The organism is Lysinibacillus sp. NPDC056185 (genome assembly GCF_047737915.1).
Classification (GTDB): domain Bacteria; phylum Bacillota; class Bacilli; order Bacillales_A; family Planococcaceae; genus Lysinibacillus.
Genome location: NZ_JBLLLQ010000006.1, coordinates 174,501 through 191,228, shown reverse-complemented (window position 1 = coordinate 191,228; position 16,728 = coordinate 174,501). Strand labels below are relative to the sequence as shown.

Genomic DNA, 16,728 nt, shown 5'->3' with positions numbered 1-16,728 from the left:
GAAATATTTTTTCGAAAATTAGTGTTATTTGCGAAACAAAATAAACACCGGAAAGTAAAAACAGCTCGCTGGTAAGTTTACCAGCGAGCTGTTTTACTATTTTACCGCACGGATAAAAATGCGTTCACTTTCATATTCAGGGCCTTCATCAGTAAAATCTGCTGTTACTTCTACTTGTTTAAAGCCAATTTCCTGAAGCCACGCCATATATTGCTCCATCGAGAATGTGCGTTGGTTATGCTCCTCGTCAAAGCGTTCATACAGATCACTCGCAGCATCACGCACATAAAACGTCATTTGGTGGACAACGGAATGTTCAAAATCGCCAGGTTCCGTATGCCATACATAGCTAATATCACCATCGTCATACGTAAACGGTCCGTCTAAAAATATATCATTCATTTTAAATAATGAATGTACGTCAAAAAACAGCTGGCCTCCATCACGTAAAGCACCATAAATACGTTCTAATGTTGAATAAACTGCTTTTTCTTCCACTACATAATTCAGCGAATCAATAGCAATCGTTACAACGTCAAGCGCCTCAAAGCCCTCTAATTCATCCATCGACAGACAATAGAGAGGCACATGTAATCCTGCACCAGCAAAGCGCTCTGCGGCAATTGAGAGCATATCTTCCGACAAGTCAATTCCACTTACCTTGTAACCTGCCTGCGCAAACAGCAGGCCAAGCACACCTGTACCACAGCCGATATCTAAAAGATTCGGGAATTGACTGCTCGGTGCATGCTGCAAAACCCAATCCACATAAAGATTGTAAGGGATATCGGTTTGCAGCTCATCATACACGTGTGCAAATCGTTCGTAACTACTCACACTTAAGCCTCTGGCATGTCTAGTTGCGGTGCATCGCCCCATAGACGCTCTAAGTTATAATAAGCACGTTCATCTTTATGGAATACATGCGCTACTACATCTCCAAGATCGACAAGCACCCAGCGTGCTCCATCAAAGCCTTCTACACGGCGAATTTCATAGCCCTCTTTTTCTGCTATCTCTTGTAATTCACGTGCGATTGCTTGCACTTGGCGGTCAGAATTACCATGGGCAATAATAAAGTAATCTGCTAAAAGTGAAATGCCTTGCATATTTAAAACGACAATATCCTCACCATGTTTGTCGTCAATTGCTTTGTAAGCTGCTTGTAATAAAGTTGAAGTCATCCTTCACTGTCCTCTCTTTTTATCATATCGTTGTAACATTCTATTGATAATGGATAAATTGGTTGTTTTGTGTCAATTAAAAATGCCAATGTATGGCGCACACAAGCACTCATCGCTTTATCCAAATTTTTCTTTGCTTTTTTTCGCAGACGATCAACGCCATCAAATTTACGATTAGGTTCAATCATATCTGCAACAAAAATAATTTTTTCTAGACGGCTCATGCCCACGCGTCCTGTTGTATGAAAACGAATAGCATTTAACATATCCTCATCTTTAATGCCAAATTCGCTTTCTGCAATATATGCACCTACTGGACCATGCAGTAATTCACTACCCCAGCCAATAAGGCGAGCATCTAATTTTTCATCACGGACGATGTTCTCCATCCATTCGATATCTGCATATTTCGCAATATCGTGAAGGATGGCAGCTATCTCAGCCTTTTTTTCATCCTCACCATATAATGTTGCTAGCTCAATGGCTGTTTCCATTACACCAATGGTATGAATATAGCGCTTCTCAGGCATACGTGGCTTAATCGCCGCCAAGTACTGTTCGCGTTCCATATAGACCTTCCTCTCGTATGAACGTCTCTACCGCTTCAGGCAGTAAAAAAGTAACCGTTCCTCCAGTAGCAAGTCGTTCACGAATCAGTGTGGACGATAAATCGATTTGGGGAGCTTCCACCATTACTATAGGGTACTCTGTAGTGGCCACTGTTCCTGGACGCTTTACTCCTACAAATTGCACAAGCTTCACTAATTCATCAATACAGTACCATGTATGAAGCGAATCAATCATGTCGCCTCCAATGATAAAGTAAAACTTCACATTAGGCTCACTTATACACATCGCAGAAAGTGTCTTATATGAATAGGATACGCCACCCTTCTCCACCTCATACGACTCCACAGAAAAATACGGATATGGACTTATTGCACGCTTTACCATTTCAAGGCGTTCCTCATCGCTAGCATCATGACGTGCGAACTTATGTGGTGGCAACGCATTGGGCATAAAGCGAACTTCATCTAGATCTAATGCATGCAGTACTTCATTAGCCATCATTAAATGTCCATTATGTGGTGGATTAAACGTACCTCCCAGTAAACCGACCCTTTTCATCGTCTCACCTTATTTCGTTGCTTTTGGTAATGCAATCTTTTTATGATTGCGTGATTCTTTATATAAAACAACTGTCAGACCGATTAATTGCACAAGCTCTGCATGAGCACCTTTAGCAAGTGCTTCTGCAACTTCATGCTTATCCTCTTCACAGTTATCTAAAATACGTACCTTAATCAACTCTCGTACTTCTAATGCTTCACGGATTTGCTTTGTCATTTCGTCATTAACGCCGCCTTTTCCTACTTGGAAAATCGGTGTTAAATGATGTGCTTCTGCACGTAAAAAACGTTTTTGTTTACCTGTTAACATAAAAATTAATTTCCTCCTAATTGCGCCTTTAATTGCGCAATCATTGAATTTGTATTTGGGTATTCACCAAGCCAATGCTCAAAAGCAATAGCCCCTTGATGAACGAACATTCCAAGACCCGTAACGACGGTTGCTCCTTTTTCCTCAGCCGCTTTTAAAAAAGGCGTCATTAATGGATTATACACAATATCGGCTACAATTGCGCCTTTTGCAAGTCGTTCTAATGAAAATGGCATTGAAAAATTGCCCGTAGCAAGTCCAGCCGATGTCATTTGCACTAAAATGCCGAAATCAGCTAATGATTCCTCAGCCTCCGCTAAAGAAATCGCATGACCTACACCCATTTCATCGACAATTGCTTGGGCATTTGCCACTGTGCGGTTAGCAATGGTTAAATTCGTAAAACCTTGCTGTTGCATTGCAAAAGCAATACCACGAGCAGCACCGCCCGCACCAATAAGAAGAACTGGCTTGTCTTTATGTGACTTACCAACCGCTTCTTCTAACGAACGTACAAAACCAACACCGTCTGTATTGTATCCTTTTAATTTTCCTTCTTTTGTTCGGACAACCGTATTAACAGCTCCCATTTTTTTTGCCAACTCATCTAGCTCATCTAAATAAGGAATGATCGCTGTTTTATGTGGGATTGTAATATTCCAGCCACTAGCACCTAATGTTTTCAGGCCAGCAACCGCTGACTCCAAATTTTCAGAAGATACATGCACTGGAATATACGTCGCATCTATTGACATTTCCTCGAACCAAGCATTATGCATCGCCGGGGATTTTGAATGCTCAATCGGATCACCCATAACCGCAAACCATTTCTTCATTTCCTAATCCCTCTTCTCTACTTGTACATCCTAAATTAGTGATGGGCGAATTGATACTTGTACACCCTTTGGGGCATAAGCTGCTACAACTACATTGGCATGCTGCACAGTAATCCATCCAAGACCAGAGAATACAACATCTGTTTTCGCTTCTTTGATAGAGAACTCATGACGTACTAATGGTGGTAGCTGTTCTATAAATTCAGCAGTTGGAGGTGCCAGCAATTCACCCTTATGCTCTGCATACAATGTATCTGCCTTCTCAAGTTTTGTTCGGTGTATTGGTAAGTCATTTGCCACGTGTACCGTAAATGCCGAACGTTCTCCTTGAATAAAGTCAAAACGAGCAAGGGCGCCAATAAATAATGTTTGTCCAGCATTTTGTTGATACACTTTTGGCTTTATTTCTTTTTTAGGCATAATATATTTTAATTCGCTAGAGTCAATATGGTGTGCCATCTGATGGTGATTAATAATTCCCGGTGTGTCATATAATGCACTACCATCATCTAATGGAATTTCAATCATATCTAAAGTGGTACCTGGGAAATGAGAAGTTGTAATAATCTCACCTTCACCAGTAGCCTGCTTGATAATGCGATTAATGAACGTGGATTTCCCAACATTTGTACAACCTACAACATACACATTTTGTCCGTTACGGTACTCATCAATGGCTTCCATTGCTTCGGCCATCCCGTTACCTTTATGGGCACTCACTAAAAGTACATCGACAGGTTGTAGACCTAGAGCCTTCGCTTCACGTTTTAGCCAATTAATCACTTTTTTCGGTTTCACAGATTTCGGTAATAAATCGGCTTTATTCGCGATTAATAACACAGGATTTTTACCTACGAAGCGGTGAAGTCCTGGTAGCCAGCTCCCATTGAAGTCAAATATATCAACAATTTTTACGATTAAGCCTTGCTGTGTTCCAAGACCGTTTAATATGCGTAAAAAGTCGTCATCTGTTAATGAAACTGGTTGAATTTCATTATAATTTTTCAAACGGAAGCAACGTTGGCAAATGACCACGTCTTTTTCTAATGATGATGGGGGTGCATACCCAACTGCTGTTTTATCTTCTGTTTGAATTGTTGTACCACAGCCAATACAATTTGGCATTTCGTTCATTCTTTTTCCTCCCAAGTACTGATTCCTTTTCGTTTTAAATTATTGAACACACGACGTTCAATAAATCGGTTGAATTTTGTTACGAGCCCATCTGATTGTGCAACTGGTTTTACTAGTACCGTATGCAAACCTAAGCGATTAGCGCCCATTACATCTGTTAGTAGTTGGTCTCCTACCATTACTACTTCCTGTGGTCGTAGTCCTAATTGAACAATTGCACTATAAAAGGCATTACGAAGTGGCTTTCTCGCCTTATGAATATAAGGAATACCTAATGGCTCAGCAAATTGCTTAACACGTGCTTCTTTGTTATTCGACGCAATAATAACACGAATGCCTGATTCTTTCATAATGCGCAGCCAAATAATTAGCTCTTCCGTTGCATCTGCACGGTCCCATTCCACAAGCGTATTATCTAAATCCGTAATAATCCCTTTAATACCTAAGTCTTGAAGCTTTTCCGGTGTAATTTCATAAATACTCGTGACAAATTCATCTGGTAATAAAAAATTATACAAAATAGCGACCCCTAATCTAAACGTATTATTCGACCATTATAGCATATTTGCGAAGGCTTCACCCATTCGAATTGGGCTTCCTTGTACAACATTTTCCGTAAATTCTATTGCATCCTTTTCAAACAGCATAACTACTGTTGAGCCGAATGAAAAATATCCGACTTCTTCACCCTTATGCCACTGTGTTGTTGTATTAGTGAGCATGATAGAATTTACAAAGGTAGCACCAACTTTAATAAATGCTATCTGTTGATCATTCGCCACTTTCAGCTCCGTTACTGAACGATAATTGTGTGAAATAGGTTTTTTACCGTATGTAAGACCGAGCTGGTTAACAGGATAAGATTTTTGACCAAGTATATATTGTCTTAGCACTTCCCCATCAATCGGGCTATGAATACGGTGATAATCTGCAGGACTCAAGTAAAACACGATAAAATGTCCATCTGCATATTGTGAAGCACGTTCTGCATTGCCAAGTAAATCATGTAAAGCATAAGGCTTACCCTTTACATGAAATGTCATATCCCATTCGATACGTCCAAAGGATTCCACTTTGGCATCCACTGGACTTACATAAGTAGTGGGATTTTGTTCAATTGGACGTGCATCTTTTAAAAGCTCTCTTGTAAAAAAGTCATGTAAACTTGAAAAATGTTGTTGTTGTTTTGAAACCTCTTCAAGATTAATATCGTATACCTTCATGTAACTCGGAATAATTCGTTTACTCCACTTTGCTTTTGCAATAGATTGCAAAAGATGGGAGGATTGCTTTCCGTTTGTTAATTCAATCAAGCGTTGATATAGTTTTTCTTTCATAAAACAAAACCCCTATCGATTAATTTAGACTGTCAATTTTTTCGCATTCGAAGTATAATGGTACAATATCTTAAGTGCAAAGGAGTGATCCCCCTTGTTTTTTTATCACAAGTTGGTGGATACCACGGTTAAGAAAATGAAATCGCAAGCAGCAAACTTTATCACAATCAGTAATATGTCCTTCGGCGGCGCGGCCATAATGGCTACACTACACGAATACTATAGCTATAGTGTCTTGTTTATCTTTATTGCAGCCCTTCTTGATCGTTATGATGGAAAGGTAGCTAGAGCACTCGGACAAGTGTCTGATCTAGGTAAACAATTAGATTCTATGAGTGATATTATATCATTTGGTGTGGCGCCTGCATTATTAATGTATAAAGTTGTCTTAGTCGACTTTGGTTTCGTCGGCATGACGATGACAGTACTATACATCATCTGCGGTGCGATGAGATTAGCTCGCTTCAATATTACTGAAGCAAACGGCTATTTTACAGGGTTACCAATTACAGCGGCAGGTACGATCTTAACTTTAACGTATTTTGCATCTGATACGTTCCACCCGGCATTTTATCTTTTCCTATTCCCAATACTAGCATTACTAATGATTAGTACAATCTCGTTAAAAAAAGTGTAACAGCGCATTTGCTGTTGCACTTTTTTTCATTTAACACAGTTTTATAACATATACTGTCGAAAAATGGGGAAAGGATGAAATCATTCAATGAGCGGAATTTTTACATCTATGTTGCAGTTATGGCTTGAAATCCCAGCGTTACTTGGCTATTTAAAGGGGCAAACATTCCATAAACCCTTTTCAAAAGAAGAGGAAGCTGCTTGTATTGAACGATTTTTAGGCGGTGATGAGCAAGCGCGTCTCGATCTAATTGAACGCAATATGAGACTCGTTGCACACGTTGTAAAAAAATTCCACCCAAAACATGAACAACTTGATGATTATATTTCCATCGGTACTATTGGTCTGATGAAAGCCGTAGAAAGTTATACGCCTGACAAAAAAACCCGTCTTGCCACTTATGCCGCCCGTTGTATCGAAAATGAAATTTTAATGCATCTGCGTACACAGAAAAAAGTGCAAAAAGATGTTAGCTTATTTGAGCCAATCGGTACAGATAAAGATGGTAATGCACTACAAATCCGAGATCTCTTACAATGCGATGAAGAAAGTGCAACAGAAAAACTTGAACATAAAGAGCATGTTGCACAACTATATCATTATTTGCATATGCTTGACGATCGTGAACTCGAAATCGTTACACTCCGCTATGGTCTAAACCAGCAAGATGCACTTACACAAAAGGAAATCGCTGCACGTTTAAATATTTCTCGTAGTTATGTATCTCGCATTGAAAAGCGAGCTCTTATTAAACTCTATCAATTATATAAACGAGATCAAAAGATTATTGAGTAATATATTGTAAATTGATACTTATAAAATTTCAACATTCCCATTACTTTATTCTGCAATTAATCTTGTATTTTTTGTTACAAAAGTACCCCTTAAGCTGGTCACCATAACGTAGAGTTGATTTTCGTTCCGACTGACGCTCTCCCGTGGGCGTCTGATGAGCCTCTTGGGGTAATAGGGTATTTTTGTGCGAAAGCGGAGCGGCAGCAACAATATGTTTTGTCTGTGCGAAAGCGGAGCGCAGCAACAACATGTTTTGTCTGCTCGAAAGGAAGCGGCAGCAACAATATGTTTTGTCTGTGCGAAAGCGGAGCGGCAGCAACAACATGTTTTGTCTGTGCGAAAGCGGAGCGGCAGCAACAACATGTTTTGTCTGCGCGAAAGGAAGCGGCAACAACAACATGTTTTGTCTGCGCGAAAGGAAGCGGCAACAACAACAACAGGAGGTTGGTACAAAGGCGTTGTCACAGACGTGATGTTTTAGCCTTTGTTCCCCTACCTGCTCGCTCCAGGGTCTAATCTGTGACGTTAATCCCCAAAGAGTCGCCTAGCTTCCACTCCAATACTTATATACAAAACATACGTTTTAGCAAACATCATCCCTAACTTTTAGTAATAAGCCAATCCTTAGCAAGTTAGCGTAATAAATGAAGTAATAAAAAAAACTCTCTTGCGATTTTCAATCGCAAGAGAGTTTTTTATTCTGCAGATTCTGATAGTTCTACTGAAATAAGTGTACCGAGTAACATTGTTATAATGACTACACCTGCTGTTAAAAATAGCATTATGAATGCCTCCCATCTAAATATGAAGAGATTTATTTAACATCAGTTTAGCATTAGTGAGACCTTTAAACTGTGATTTTTCTCACACTAAAAGCCACTCATTTTGACTATTTTGTGTAGTTTATTTCACAGATTTTTAGACTTTATAATGATTCGATAGCTTTTAGTACGATTTGTGTGGAATGCTTTGCAGCTACTGGTAAAAACTCATCGAAGCTAAGATTCGATTCTTTTCCAGCAATATCTGATAAAGCACGAATAACAACAAACGGAGTACCAAATTGATAACATACTTGTGCAACAGCAGCTGCTTCCATCTCCACTGCCTTCATTTGTGGGAAATGACGACGAACAGCTTCTACACGAACAGGATCATTCATAAAGGCATCACCTGAGCAAATTAAGCCGATACCATATTGGTGCTCTCCTACAGCCTCTACTGCCTCTTCAGCGACTTTCATAAGTTTTTCATCCGATTTATAAGCTGCTGGCATACCTGCCATCTGCCCCATTTCATAACCGAAAATTGTTACATCTACATCATGATGACGAACTTCATCTGAAATAACGACTGCGCCAACTTCAAGAGTTTCATCATAGCCTCCGGCAGAGCCCGTATTAATGACTACGTCAGGCTTGAATTCATGTAATAGAATAGTAGTTGACATTGCGGCATTTACTTTACCAATACCACTTTTTAATAAAACTACCTCTTTCCCTTTATAAGTTCCTGTTGTATACTCACTGCCTGCGATTGTTGTGTTTTTTGCTTGCTCTAATGATGCTCGTAAAAGCTCTACTTCCTCTTCCATTGCGCCGATTACTGCAATTTTCATCTCTCTGTTACTTCCCTTCTTTATTCAACTCTATTAAAAATAATAAAACGAGTTATTTTCGTCAATAGGCGCCGTTTAATGTATTTAGTTGCTCAAGTTTTACTGGTGTCCAGCCTTCGTTGTCGACCCATTCCATGCTAACACGATACATTTTTGTCTTATCATTCGTTGAAACTGTTGCAATAGCAGAATTAGCGCTACCGTTATTTCCCATACGCCAGATAATCATATTGTCCTTTTCGATGCCTGTAACGGCCGCAACTGTTGCCAGCTTTTCAGCCCAGTCTACTGATCCATCATCGTAAGAAGACACATGCTGACCTGTTTGTGTTGTAGGTGTAGGTTCCCAATTTTTATTTGTTATGACCTTGTCAACAATTGGGTTATCTGAAGTAGTTTCAGTAGTAGTGTCCTGTTCAGATGTTTGAGATTCTTCTGTAGGCTCTTCCTTTGCTGGTTTTTCCTCCTGAGCTGATTCATCATTATTTTGCTCTTTAGAAGGCTCTTCCTTCACATCTTTTTTATCGTTCTTCTGCTCTTGTATTGGCTCGTCTTTCTCAGCCTTTCCTGCATCATCCTGCCATTTAAACACAAATGTTGCTGTTATAATAATTAATATCACGACAATACCAATTAAAACATTCAATAGTTTATCTAGCTTTTTATTACGAGATGGCTGCAAATGACGACTGCTTCGAGTTTTTCGTTCACTCATGAAGTCTCCCCCTCTCTAGCCAATATTCTATCAAGTTCAACAGTACTTGCAAAATAATTGTGCTCATATATTTTTTCATAGAGAAAAATATAGACATCTCAACGTATATTCTAATAGATTTTTGTATTATCACCAAAACGTGTGGTTGATTTCCGTTCCGACTGGGCGCTTTGTCGCTGACGCTTCGCTTTCGCGGCAGAAAACATTTGTTGTTGCTGTCGCTACGCTTTCGCACAGAGCAAAGCTTCCTGGGGCGTCCGATGAGCCGCTTGGGGCAACAGATGTTTTTTTGCGCGAAAGCGTAGTGCTAACGTAGCGGCAGCAGCAGGATGTTGGTCACGAAGGCGTTATCACAGGACGTGATGGTTTTAGCCTTCGTTCCCCTATTGCTAATCCCCAAGGAGCCGCCCAGCCTCCACTCCAATCAACTTATTTACATAGTATACGTTTTAACAAAAGTCCTACAACTTTTGGTGATGAACCAGATTTTTACCATCGATGTAAAAGCTTACATAGAGAGTGTAGATTCAAGAATCCATATCTCATTGGCGTTGTTGTTGCTGTCGCTTCGCTTTCGCACAGACAATGCTAAATGAAGATAAAAGCAGCTAGCTCTCTTTTGAAAAGATTAGCTAACTGCTTGTACCAAAATTATTTTATTGAAATAATTTTAACTTTCATTTCACCACCAGGTGTTTGAACGACAACCTCTTCGCCTTCAGCACGGCCTAGCAAGCCTTTAGCAATTGGTGATTCATTTGAAATACGGAATTCCATTGGATCTGCCTCAGCCGAACCAACAATTGTATACGATTCCTCATCTGTTGATGGTTTCCCATTAATAACTTCTACAAATGTAACCGTTTTCCCTAGTGATACAACACTGTTGTCTGTTTCATCCTCAGAAATAATCACTGCGTTACGAATCATAGATTTTAATGTAGAAATTCGACCTTCTAAAAAGGCTTGTTCTTCTTTTGCAGAATCATACTCAGCGTTTTCAGAAAGATCCCCGAAATCACGAGCAATTTTAATACGTTCTACGATTTCCTTACGTGTTTCTGTTTCTAATTTCACTAATTCTTCTTCTAATTTTCTTTTACCTTCAGCTGTCATTGGGTACTGTTTTTCGTTTGCCAAAGTTCTTCACTCCTTGTTTTCGTCAATATAAAAACATAAAACTCGATTAAGTGGCTTAGTAGGATGCACTTAATCGAATTTTATTATTTTTAAACGGTTTCAAATTACTCTTTGACCTAATAGTATGCATGCCTTTCTGAAATATGTACAGATATGCATGTAAATATTGTCAATACCACTCTATCTTATTACAATACGTTGTCGGTTTCAAGGATAGTTTTAATCTTAGTTACCATTAAATCAATCGCAACCTCATTATCCCCGCCCTCTGGAATAATAATATCAGCATAACGTTTCGTCGGTTCAATAAATAGATTATGCATTGGACGCACTGCCGATAAATATTGATCGATTACAGAATCTGTTGTACGTCCGCGCTCTTTAATATCACGCATTATACGACGAATAATACGTAAATCTGAGTCCGTATCTACAAATAATTTAATGTCCATTAAATCACGTAAATCTGCATCTTCTAACACTAAAATACCTTCTAGTATAATAACATCTACAGGCTCTACATGAATAACTTCTTTAGCTCTTGTATGCTGCACATAATCATATACTGGCTTTTCGATTGGTTGACGGACCAATAATTTTTTTATGTGTTCAATTAACAAATCATTATCAAACGCTAACGGATGGTCATAGTTTGTACCTAAACGCTCCTCAAACGTTAAATGACTTTGATCTTTATAATAAAAATCTTGTTCAATTACAACTACTGAATGATCGCGGAAAACATCATAAATAGCACGGGTCACACTCGTTTTTCCCGAGCATGAACCACCAGCGATTCCGATGACGACTGGACGCTTTGCTGCCATTAATTATTCTCCTTTCGCATCATGTTATGTGGTTTTAATGGTGTATCGCATTTAAATTTAACAATTTGTAGTGGATGACGTGCAGCATCTAAGCTATTGCCATCCTCATCCCAAATTTCACCCATTGTAAGACGGAAATTTTCGATTTCTGGTCCAAAGAACTCTACCTCATCACCAGGTTTAAAATAGTTGCGTTGTTGCATTGTAACTATTTTCGTTTCTGGGTCATGCTCTAAAATTAAACCAGCAAACTCATAAGTCGTTTTGCGGCCATGTACACCAAACATTTGCTCCTCGTGGCCAGGGGCATCATGGAAGAATGCTTCAGCAGTATCACGGTTAGCACATTTGTCTAGTTCCTCGAGCCATTCACGTTTAATTTTGAAATTTTCAGGGTCAGCACAATAAGCGTCAATCACTTTGCGGTACACTGAAACAACTGTAGCCACATAATGAATGGATTTCATACGACCTTCTACTTTTAATGAATCAATACCAAGCTCAATCATATGTGGAATTGCTTCAATCAGCTTTAAGTCTTTCGGACTCATTGCAAAAGGTGCATGATTATCATCGAAAAGTGCCTTTTCTTCGCCATCTTCTAGCTCATATAAATCATAGTCCCAGCGGCAAGATTGACAGCAACCACCACGGTTAGAGTCACGAGCAGTCATGTGATTTGAAAGTACACAACGACCAGAATAGGCTATACACATTGCTCCATGAACGAATGCCTCAATTTCAATATCGACTTTTTCCTTCATCAGCTTCATTTCTTCGCCGCCCACTTCACGTGCTAATACTACACGATGTAAGCCTTCTTCTTTCCAATACTGTACTGCCTTCCAGTTCGATAAAGATTGCTGTGTAGAAAGGTGAATTTCAAGCTTTGGTGCAGCTGTACGGCATGTTTCAATGATTAGTGGATCCGCTACAATAATGCCTGTAACACCTGCAGATTCAATATCTTGTAAATATTGCTCTAAGCCGTCCATATTTTCATTATGGGCGAAAATATTTGTCGTAACATATATTTTTGCACCGTATTTATTGGCGAATTCAACACCTTCGCGCATTTCTTCAATTGAGAAGTTATCTGCGTTTGAACGTAGACCGAACTCTCGTCCACCGATAAATACAGCATCTGCTCCATAATGAACTGCTACTTTTAATTTTTCTAAACTACCTGCAGGGGCAAGTAGCTCTGGTTTTTTTGTAATGACACGTTTACCGTCTACAATCTCACGGATTTTGTCATTTTGTTCTAATACTAATGCCATGTTCTTGCCACCTCCTAGTAAACTGTTTCCTTGAAGATAAAGCCAGTATCAAGAGGTCTGATGGCAGGCTGAATATCTTCAATTTTAGCTAATAAATCATCTTTAATATCTTCATACGCATCTTCTGATTCGTCAAAATATGTGTCAATTGCTTGACGATAAGCTTCTGTTACTGTGTTCACATATTCTGGCGTTTGAAGAACACCTTCAATTTTCAATGCATCAATGCCACCTTCGAATAATTCGCCAAGCTCATCAATAATGCACATATCGTTTGGACTGAAAATATGAGTACCATTAGCGTCCTCATAAATTGGATATTTATTATTACGTTCATCATCGTGAATGAACATATTGCGATTTTCCTTACGATTTTCAATTTCCATTACTTTATCTTGATATAAGAAATAATGGCCTAGTAATGGACGTTTTGATTGGAACATACATGTCATTCCATGTACTTGAACCTCAATCTCTACTTCTGTATTTTCTTTAATTTCTAGCACTTCATCTAAAGAAAGTTCACGTGAAAGCACTGCACGAGTTGCTCCGCGTTTTCCCCAATAATTTGCAGTAAACCAGTTCGTTGCAGTCGTTTCTGGATTCCAGTGTAGCGGTATTGTTACACCTTGCTCACGACGGATGATTAATACTGCTGGATCACCATAAATTAAACGGTCGACACCAATACGTTGCATTTCTTTTAAATATTCGGCAAGCGCATCCAATTTTTCATTATGGAATAACGCATTTACCGCAACATAAACCTTTTTACCCGCTGCATGAATTAGCTTTGTAGCCTCTTCCACTTCACTTACAGAAAATTCTCCTGCTAGGCGCAGACCAAATTGTTGTTCGCCAATGACAAAAGCATCTGCTCCAGCCTGTAAAAGGTCTTTTACATGGTCCACTGATTGCGGTGTAACAAGCAATTCAGGTTTTTTCATAATAGTCACCTCTTCAAACATAATAATAAACCATCACCAACTGGTAAAAATGCACTTGTATAATCAGGGTGCTGCATAATCCATTCGGTGAAGTTTTTTAAATTGCGAATCATTGTACGCTTACGACGCGGAACATCTTTTAAATCCAAATCTGATAAGCCATGCATATACATATTATCGATATACAGAACTCCGCCAGATTTTACAAGAGGCGCATACTTTTCAAAAAAGCGTTGATATTGTCCCTTTGCAGCATCGATAAAAACTGCATCGAAGGTCGTTTGAATTGCTTCATCATTCACTTCTAAGGCGTCACCTTCAATGACTGTAATACGATCTGATACTGTAGAACGTTCAATATAAGCCCTTGCTCTTGTAACACGCTCTGCATCACGTTCGATTGTAACGATTTGCACATTTGGTAAAGCCTCTGCCATTCTTATTGCAGAATAACCAATTGCTGTACCAATCTCTAAAATTTTCGACGGATTTTGAATACGTAGCAGTTGATTTAGTGCATCAATGCCTGAAAGTTGCATAATCGGTACATGATTCTCCTCCGCAAATGCTTCCATTTCTAAAAGCAATTCATTACGTGGTTGAATAAATGATTGTATATATGCATCTGATAATTCCATTTTTTAGTTCACCCTCATATCAATTATGCCTCGGCATAATTGTGTCTGGAATCGGCTTTGTGCTTAGGCCTGCACGAGGGCCAACACGATGTTGGTCATTTCGGTAATGCCACAGGACGTGGCGTCTTTACCGATGCAGGTCAGTTAGCCGTTATCGCATGGATGCGATGATTTTAGGCTAACATCCTCTAAGAATTCCTTTCCGATTTCCGTGACATCCGCCGGAGGCTTTAACTTCTTTCAGCGGATATTTGTACACAGCTGAAAAGTGACTTAAAATCGCATTCATCTCCCCGCCAATAGAGGTGGGAGACACTTGTACCTGTCGCTTCGCTTTCGCTCATATGACATTTGTAGCTGACACTTCACTTTCGCTACATAAGACATTTGTAGCTGAGACATTTGCTGAAAGAAGTTAAAAGGCAACGAGCAATACTCGTTGTCTGTACTTCATCATTTAGCAACAAAAAGAAAAAGACCAAACGTGATGTCTTGGTACTTCGTCATACAAAAATGAGCAATTGTTTTTATAAGCTCCAAACAATTGCCACCACGTATATTATTCCGCATTAACGGACTGATTGAATTTTTTCCATGCGGATTGATTAAAAATCACAATTTATAATAGCACGAAAATAGAAGGAAAGCTATTTTTCTTTCCTTCTATCCACATTATTGCTATTTATTTTTTCTATTTAAAGTACTTACTCTGCTTTTTTTATATATTTATCTACTTTCAGTAAATGTTCATCATACGTTTTCGAGAAGTGGTTGACACCTTTTTTATCCGCTAAGAAGTATAGATAGTCCGTTTTACTTGGATTAAGCACTGCTTCAATCGAAGTTTTCCCTGCACCCGCAATAGGACCTGGTGGTAAGCCTTTATTTTTGTAAGTATTATAGGCATTATCTACTTCTAAATCTTTATATAGGACACGATCTTTATGGGAACCAAGTGCATATAAAACAGTTGGATCTGTTTGTAATGGCATCCCTTGATCGATACGGTTATAGAATACGCTCGCAATCGTTTCTCGATCTGTTTGGGCAGTGGCTTCTCTTTCCAATAATGAAGCAAATGTTAATAATTGATGTACTGACATTTTCTTTTCAGTTAGAGCATCGTTGTAATTTTTCACAACCTTGTTCATTGCTCCTACCATTTCGTCTACAATCGATTCTAATGATGGTTTTTCTTCGAAATAAGAATAAGTTGCAGGGAATAAATAGCCCTCTAAATCATATCGAATATTATCAGCTAAAACCGCATCTGTCACAAGCTCAGGGTATTTAGCCTTCATTTGTTGTACAAACGCATCGCTTGTTACTAAGTCCATAAATTCTTTTTGAGTGTAAGGCGTTTTCTTTTCCACAATATCACCAATTTGTTCAAGTGTTAAACCTTCAGGAATTGTCATTGTAAAGACTGGCGTACGATAAACCTTCCCTGTTTTTAAACTTTCGATTAGCTCATCCAATGTCATTGCTTGTGTTAAATCATAGTTCCCTGCTTGGAACTGGGATTCATTTTTAAATTTAGCATAATATTTAAAAACACGAGCATCTTTAATAACCCCTTTCTTCTCTAATAGAGTTGAAATAGAGCTTAAAGTTGAGCCTATTGGTACTTCAACTGCTATTGTTTTAGTTGCATCTGGATCCACTGGTTTTAAAGCACTCTTCACATAACTATAACCAAGTATACCGACAATCCCTGATATTAGAACAAAAGCAATTGCTACAATAGCAACGATTTTTCTCACAATTTTTACCTCGGATTTTCTTTCTTGCATTTTTGCAAACATTTCTTGTTTTTTCGAACCGTTATTCACGGGTTTCCCCCCTATCACTCCATTATCATACTAGAAATCAACTTTCACGACAAACAGAAATAGAAAATCAGTAAAAATAGATCACTTAAAAATAGATTGCGACAAAAAGATAAATATAATAAATCAAAGTTGATTTACAGTCAACAAACTAAAACAATATAGAAATCTAGATGGATAGGTTGGCAAATTAGGAACGGAAAGCCCTTCAGTAGAAAAGCAAAAATCTGCCAACTATATCGTTAGCAGATTCAATAATATTCTCCTCACGTCAACGGTTGGAAAACTTACTATATCAAAATCAATTTTGCCTCGGCATAAGTGCGTTCAGAATCGGCTTTGTGCTTTTGCCTGCACGAGGGCAGACACGA

19 protein-coding genes are annotated in these 16,728 nt (G+C 38.8%); 2 read left to right on the top strand and 17 right to left on the bottom strand.

Annotation, left to right across the window (positions count from 1 at the left end):
- Window positions 1-96: 96 nt before the first annotated feature.
- The 9 genes from ACMZ42_RS08750 to ACMZ42_RS08710 are packed head-to-tail and all read right to left on the bottom strand — an operon-like array spanning window position 97 to window position 5,931.
- Window positions 97-837 carry a class I SAM-dependent DNA methyltransferase gene (locus ACMZ42_RS08750; RefSeq protein WP_370079515.1) on the bottom strand — a complete coding sequence of 247 codons (741 nt, stop codon included), beginning with the start codon at window positions 835-837 and terminating at the stop codon, window positions 97-99.
- A gap of 2 nt (window positions 838-839) precedes the next feature.
- The gene (gene rsfS / locus ACMZ42_RS08745) at window positions 840-1,184 is read right to left on the bottom strand and encodes a ribosome silencing factor (protein WP_370079516.1); all 345 of its coding nucleotides are present in this window, start codon (window positions 1,182-1,184) and stop codon (window positions 840-842) included.
- Window positions 1,181-1,753 carry a bis(5'-nucleosyl)-tetraphosphatase (symmetrical) YqeK gene (gene yqeK, locus ACMZ42_RS08740; protein WP_402870339.1) on the bottom strand — a complete coding sequence of 191 codons (573 nt, stop codon included), beginning with the start codon at window positions 1,751-1,753 and terminating at the stop codon, window positions 1,181-1,183. Before yqeK ends, rsfS begins: the two co-directional genes overlap by 4 nt.
- Window positions 1,722-2,312 (bottom strand): nicotinate-nucleotide adenylyltransferase, encoded by a 591-nt coding sequence (locus ACMZ42_RS08735; protein WP_370079518.1) that lies wholly within the window; start codon window positions 2,310-2,312, stop codon window positions 1,722-1,724. The genes yqeK and ACMZ42_RS08735 overlap by 32 nt, the downstream gene beginning before the upstream one ends.
- A gap of 9 nt (window positions 2,313-2,321) precedes the next feature.
- Complete coding sequence (gene yhbY, locus ACMZ42_RS08730) at window positions 2,322-2,624, bottom strand: ribosome assembly RNA-binding protein YhbY (RefSeq protein WP_323653381.1); 303 nt, start codon at window positions 2,622-2,624, stop codon at window positions 2,322-2,324.
- A gap of 5 nt (window positions 2,625-2,629) precedes the next feature.
- On the bottom strand, window positions 2,630-3,460 hold the full coding sequence (aroE, locus tag ACMZ42_RS08725) for a shikimate dehydrogenase (RefSeq protein WP_370079520.1): 831 nt from the start codon (window positions 3,458-3,460) through the stop codon (window positions 2,630-2,632).
- Between the two features lie 30 nt (window positions 3,461-3,490).
- On the bottom strand, window positions 3,491-4,594 hold the full coding sequence (gene yqeH, locus ACMZ42_RS08720; protein ID WP_370079521.1) for a ribosome biogenesis GTPase YqeH: 1,104 nt from the start codon (window positions 4,592-4,594) through the stop codon (window positions 3,491-3,493).
- A complete protein-coding gene (locus ACMZ42_RS08715) occupies window positions 4,591-5,112 on the bottom strand; it encodes a YqeG family HAD IIIA-type phosphatase (protein WP_049667747.1) in 522 nt (173 codons plus the stop codon). Before ACMZ42_RS08715 ends, yqeH begins: the two co-directional genes overlap by 4 nt.
- Before the next feature lie 36 nt (window positions 5,113-5,148).
- The gene (locus ACMZ42_RS08710; RefSeq protein ID WP_370079522.1) at window positions 5,149-5,931 is read right to left on the bottom strand and encodes a phosphatidylserine decarboxylase; all 783 of its coding nucleotides are present in this window, start codon (window positions 5,929-5,931) and stop codon (window positions 5,149-5,151) included.
- Between the two features lie 136 nt (window positions 5,932-6,067).
- Here ACMZ42_RS08710 and pssA point away from each other — a divergent pair, with 136 nt between their 5' ends.
- Entirely contained in the window at window positions 6,068-6,568 is a 501-nt protein-coding gene (gene pssA, locus ACMZ42_RS08705) for a CDP-diacylglycerol--serine O-phosphatidyltransferase (protein ID WP_370079526.1), read from the top strand.
- An 87-nt stretch (window positions 6,569-6,655) separates the two neighbouring features.
- Window positions 6,656-7,363 (top strand): RNA polymerase sporulation sigma factor SigK, encoded by a 708-nt coding sequence (gene sigK, locus ACMZ42_RS08700; RefSeq protein ID WP_370079523.1) that lies wholly within the window; start codon window positions 6,656-6,658, stop codon window positions 7,361-7,363.
- 925 nt (window positions 7,364-8,288) lie between these two features.
- Here sigK and mtnN read toward each other — a convergent pair.
- The 8 genes from mtnN to mltG form a co-directional block, all read right to left on the bottom strand.
- On the bottom strand, window positions 8,289-8,981 hold the full coding sequence (gene mtnN, locus ACMZ42_RS08695; RefSeq protein WP_415731186.1) for a 5'-methylthioadenosine/S-adenosylhomocysteine nucleosidase: 693 nt from the start codon (window positions 8,979-8,981) through the stop codon (window positions 8,289-8,291).
- A gap of 61 nt (window positions 8,982-9,042) precedes the next feature.
- Window positions 9,043-9,696: a YrrS family protein gene (locus ACMZ42_RS08690; RefSeq protein WP_415731185.1), complete on the bottom strand. Its 654-nt coding sequence runs from the start codon at window positions 9,694-9,696 to the stop codon at window positions 9,043-9,045.
- A 651-nt stretch (window positions 9,697-10,347) separates the two neighbouring features.
- Window positions 10,348-10,836 (bottom strand): transcription elongation factor GreA, encoded by a 489-nt coding sequence (greA, locus tag ACMZ42_RS08685; RefSeq protein ID WP_049667741.1) that lies wholly within the window; start codon window positions 10,834-10,836, stop codon window positions 10,348-10,350.
- A 188-nt stretch (window positions 10,837-11,024) separates the two neighbouring features.
- Complete coding sequence (gene udk / locus ACMZ42_RS08680; protein ID WP_370075348.1) at window positions 11,025-11,663, bottom strand: uridine kinase; 639 nt, start codon at window positions 11,661-11,663, stop codon at window positions 11,025-11,027.
- The gene (locus ACMZ42_RS08675; RefSeq protein WP_370075349.1) at window positions 11,663-12,943 is read right to left on the bottom strand and encodes a peptidase U32 family protein; all 1,281 of its coding nucleotides are present in this window, start codon (window positions 12,941-12,943) and stop codon (window positions 11,663-11,665) included. Before ACMZ42_RS08675 ends, udk begins: the two co-directional genes overlap by 1 nt.
- Window positions 12,944-12,957: 14 nt before the next feature.
- On the bottom strand, window positions 12,958-13,890 hold the full coding sequence (locus ACMZ42_RS08670; RefSeq protein WP_370075350.1) for a peptidase U32 family protein: 933 nt from the start codon (window positions 13,888-13,890) through the stop codon (window positions 12,958-12,960).
- Between the two features lie 5 nt (window positions 13,891-13,895).
- Window positions 13,896-14,528: an O-methyltransferase gene (locus ACMZ42_RS08665; protein WP_370075351.1), complete on the bottom strand. Its 633-nt coding sequence runs from the start codon at window positions 14,526-14,528 to the stop codon at window positions 13,896-13,898.
- 704 nt (window positions 14,529-15,232) lie between these two features.
- The gene (gene mltG, locus ACMZ42_RS08660) at window positions 15,233-16,360 is read right to left on the bottom strand and encodes an endolytic transglycosylase MltG (RefSeq protein WP_415731183.1); all 1,128 of its coding nucleotides are present in this window, start codon (window positions 16,358-16,360) and stop codon (window positions 15,233-15,235) included.
- Window positions 16,361-16,728: the final 368 nt, after the last annotated feature.

Excerpts from the sequence above, each read along its gene's own strand:
- ACMZ42_RS08670 (WP_370075350.1), bottom strand. The coding sequence starts at position 13,890 with ATGAAAAAACCTGAATTGCTTGTTACACCGCAATCAGTGGACCATGTA.
- yqeH (WP_370079521.1), bottom strand. The coding sequence starts at position 4,594 with ATGAACGAAATGCCAAATTGTATTGGCTGTGGTACAACAATTCAAACA.
- yhbY (WP_323653381.1), bottom strand. The coding sequence starts at position 2,624 with ATGTTAACAGGTAAACAAAAACGTTTTTTACGTGCAGAAGCACATCAT.
- ACMZ42_RS08710 (WP_370079522.1), bottom strand. The coding sequence starts at position 5,931 with ATGAAAGAAAAACTATATCAACGCTTGATTGAATTAACAAACGGAAAG.
- sigK (WP_370079523.1), top strand. The coding sequence starts at position 6,656 with ATGAGCGGAATTTTTACATCTATGTTGCAGTTATGGCTTGAAATCCCA.
- ACMZ42_RS08675 (WP_370075349.1), bottom strand. The coding sequence starts at position 12,943 with ATGGCATTAGTATTAGAACAAAATGACAAAATCCGTGAGATTGTAGAC.
- aroE (WP_370079520.1), bottom strand. The coding sequence starts at position 3,460 with ATGAAGAAATGGTTTGCGGTTATGGGTGATCCGATTGAGCATTCAAAA.
- rsfS (WP_370079516.1), bottom strand. The coding sequence starts at position 1,184 with ATGACTTCAACTTTATTACAAGCAGCTTACAAAGCAATTGACGACAAA.
- mtnN (WP_415731186.1), bottom strand. The coding sequence starts at position 8,981 with ATGAAAATTGCAGTAATCGGCGCAATGGAAGAGGAAGTAGAGCTTTTA.
- ACMZ42_RS08690 (WP_415731185.1), bottom strand. The coding sequence starts at position 9,696 with ATGAGTGAACGAAAAACTCGAAGCAGTCGTCATTTGCAGCCATCTCGT.
- yqeK (WP_402870339.1), bottom strand. The coding sequence starts at position 1,753 with ATGGAACGCGAACAGTACTTGGCGGCGATTAAGCCACGTATGCCTGAG.
- ACMZ42_RS08735 (WP_370079518.1), bottom strand. The coding sequence starts at position 2,312 with ATGAAAAGGGTCGGTTTACTGGGAGGTACGTTTAATCCACCACATAAT.
- udk (WP_370075348.1), bottom strand. The coding sequence starts at position 11,663 with ATGGCAGCAAAGCGTCCAGTCGTCATCGGAATCGCTGGTGGTTCATGC.
- pssA (WP_370079526.1), top strand. The coding sequence starts at position 6,068 with ATGAAATCGCAAGCAGCAAACTTTATCACAATCAGTAATATGTCCTTC.
- ACMZ42_RS08665 (WP_370075351.1), bottom strand. The coding sequence starts at position 14,528 with ATGGAATTATCAGATGCATATATACAATCATTTATTCAACCACGTAAT.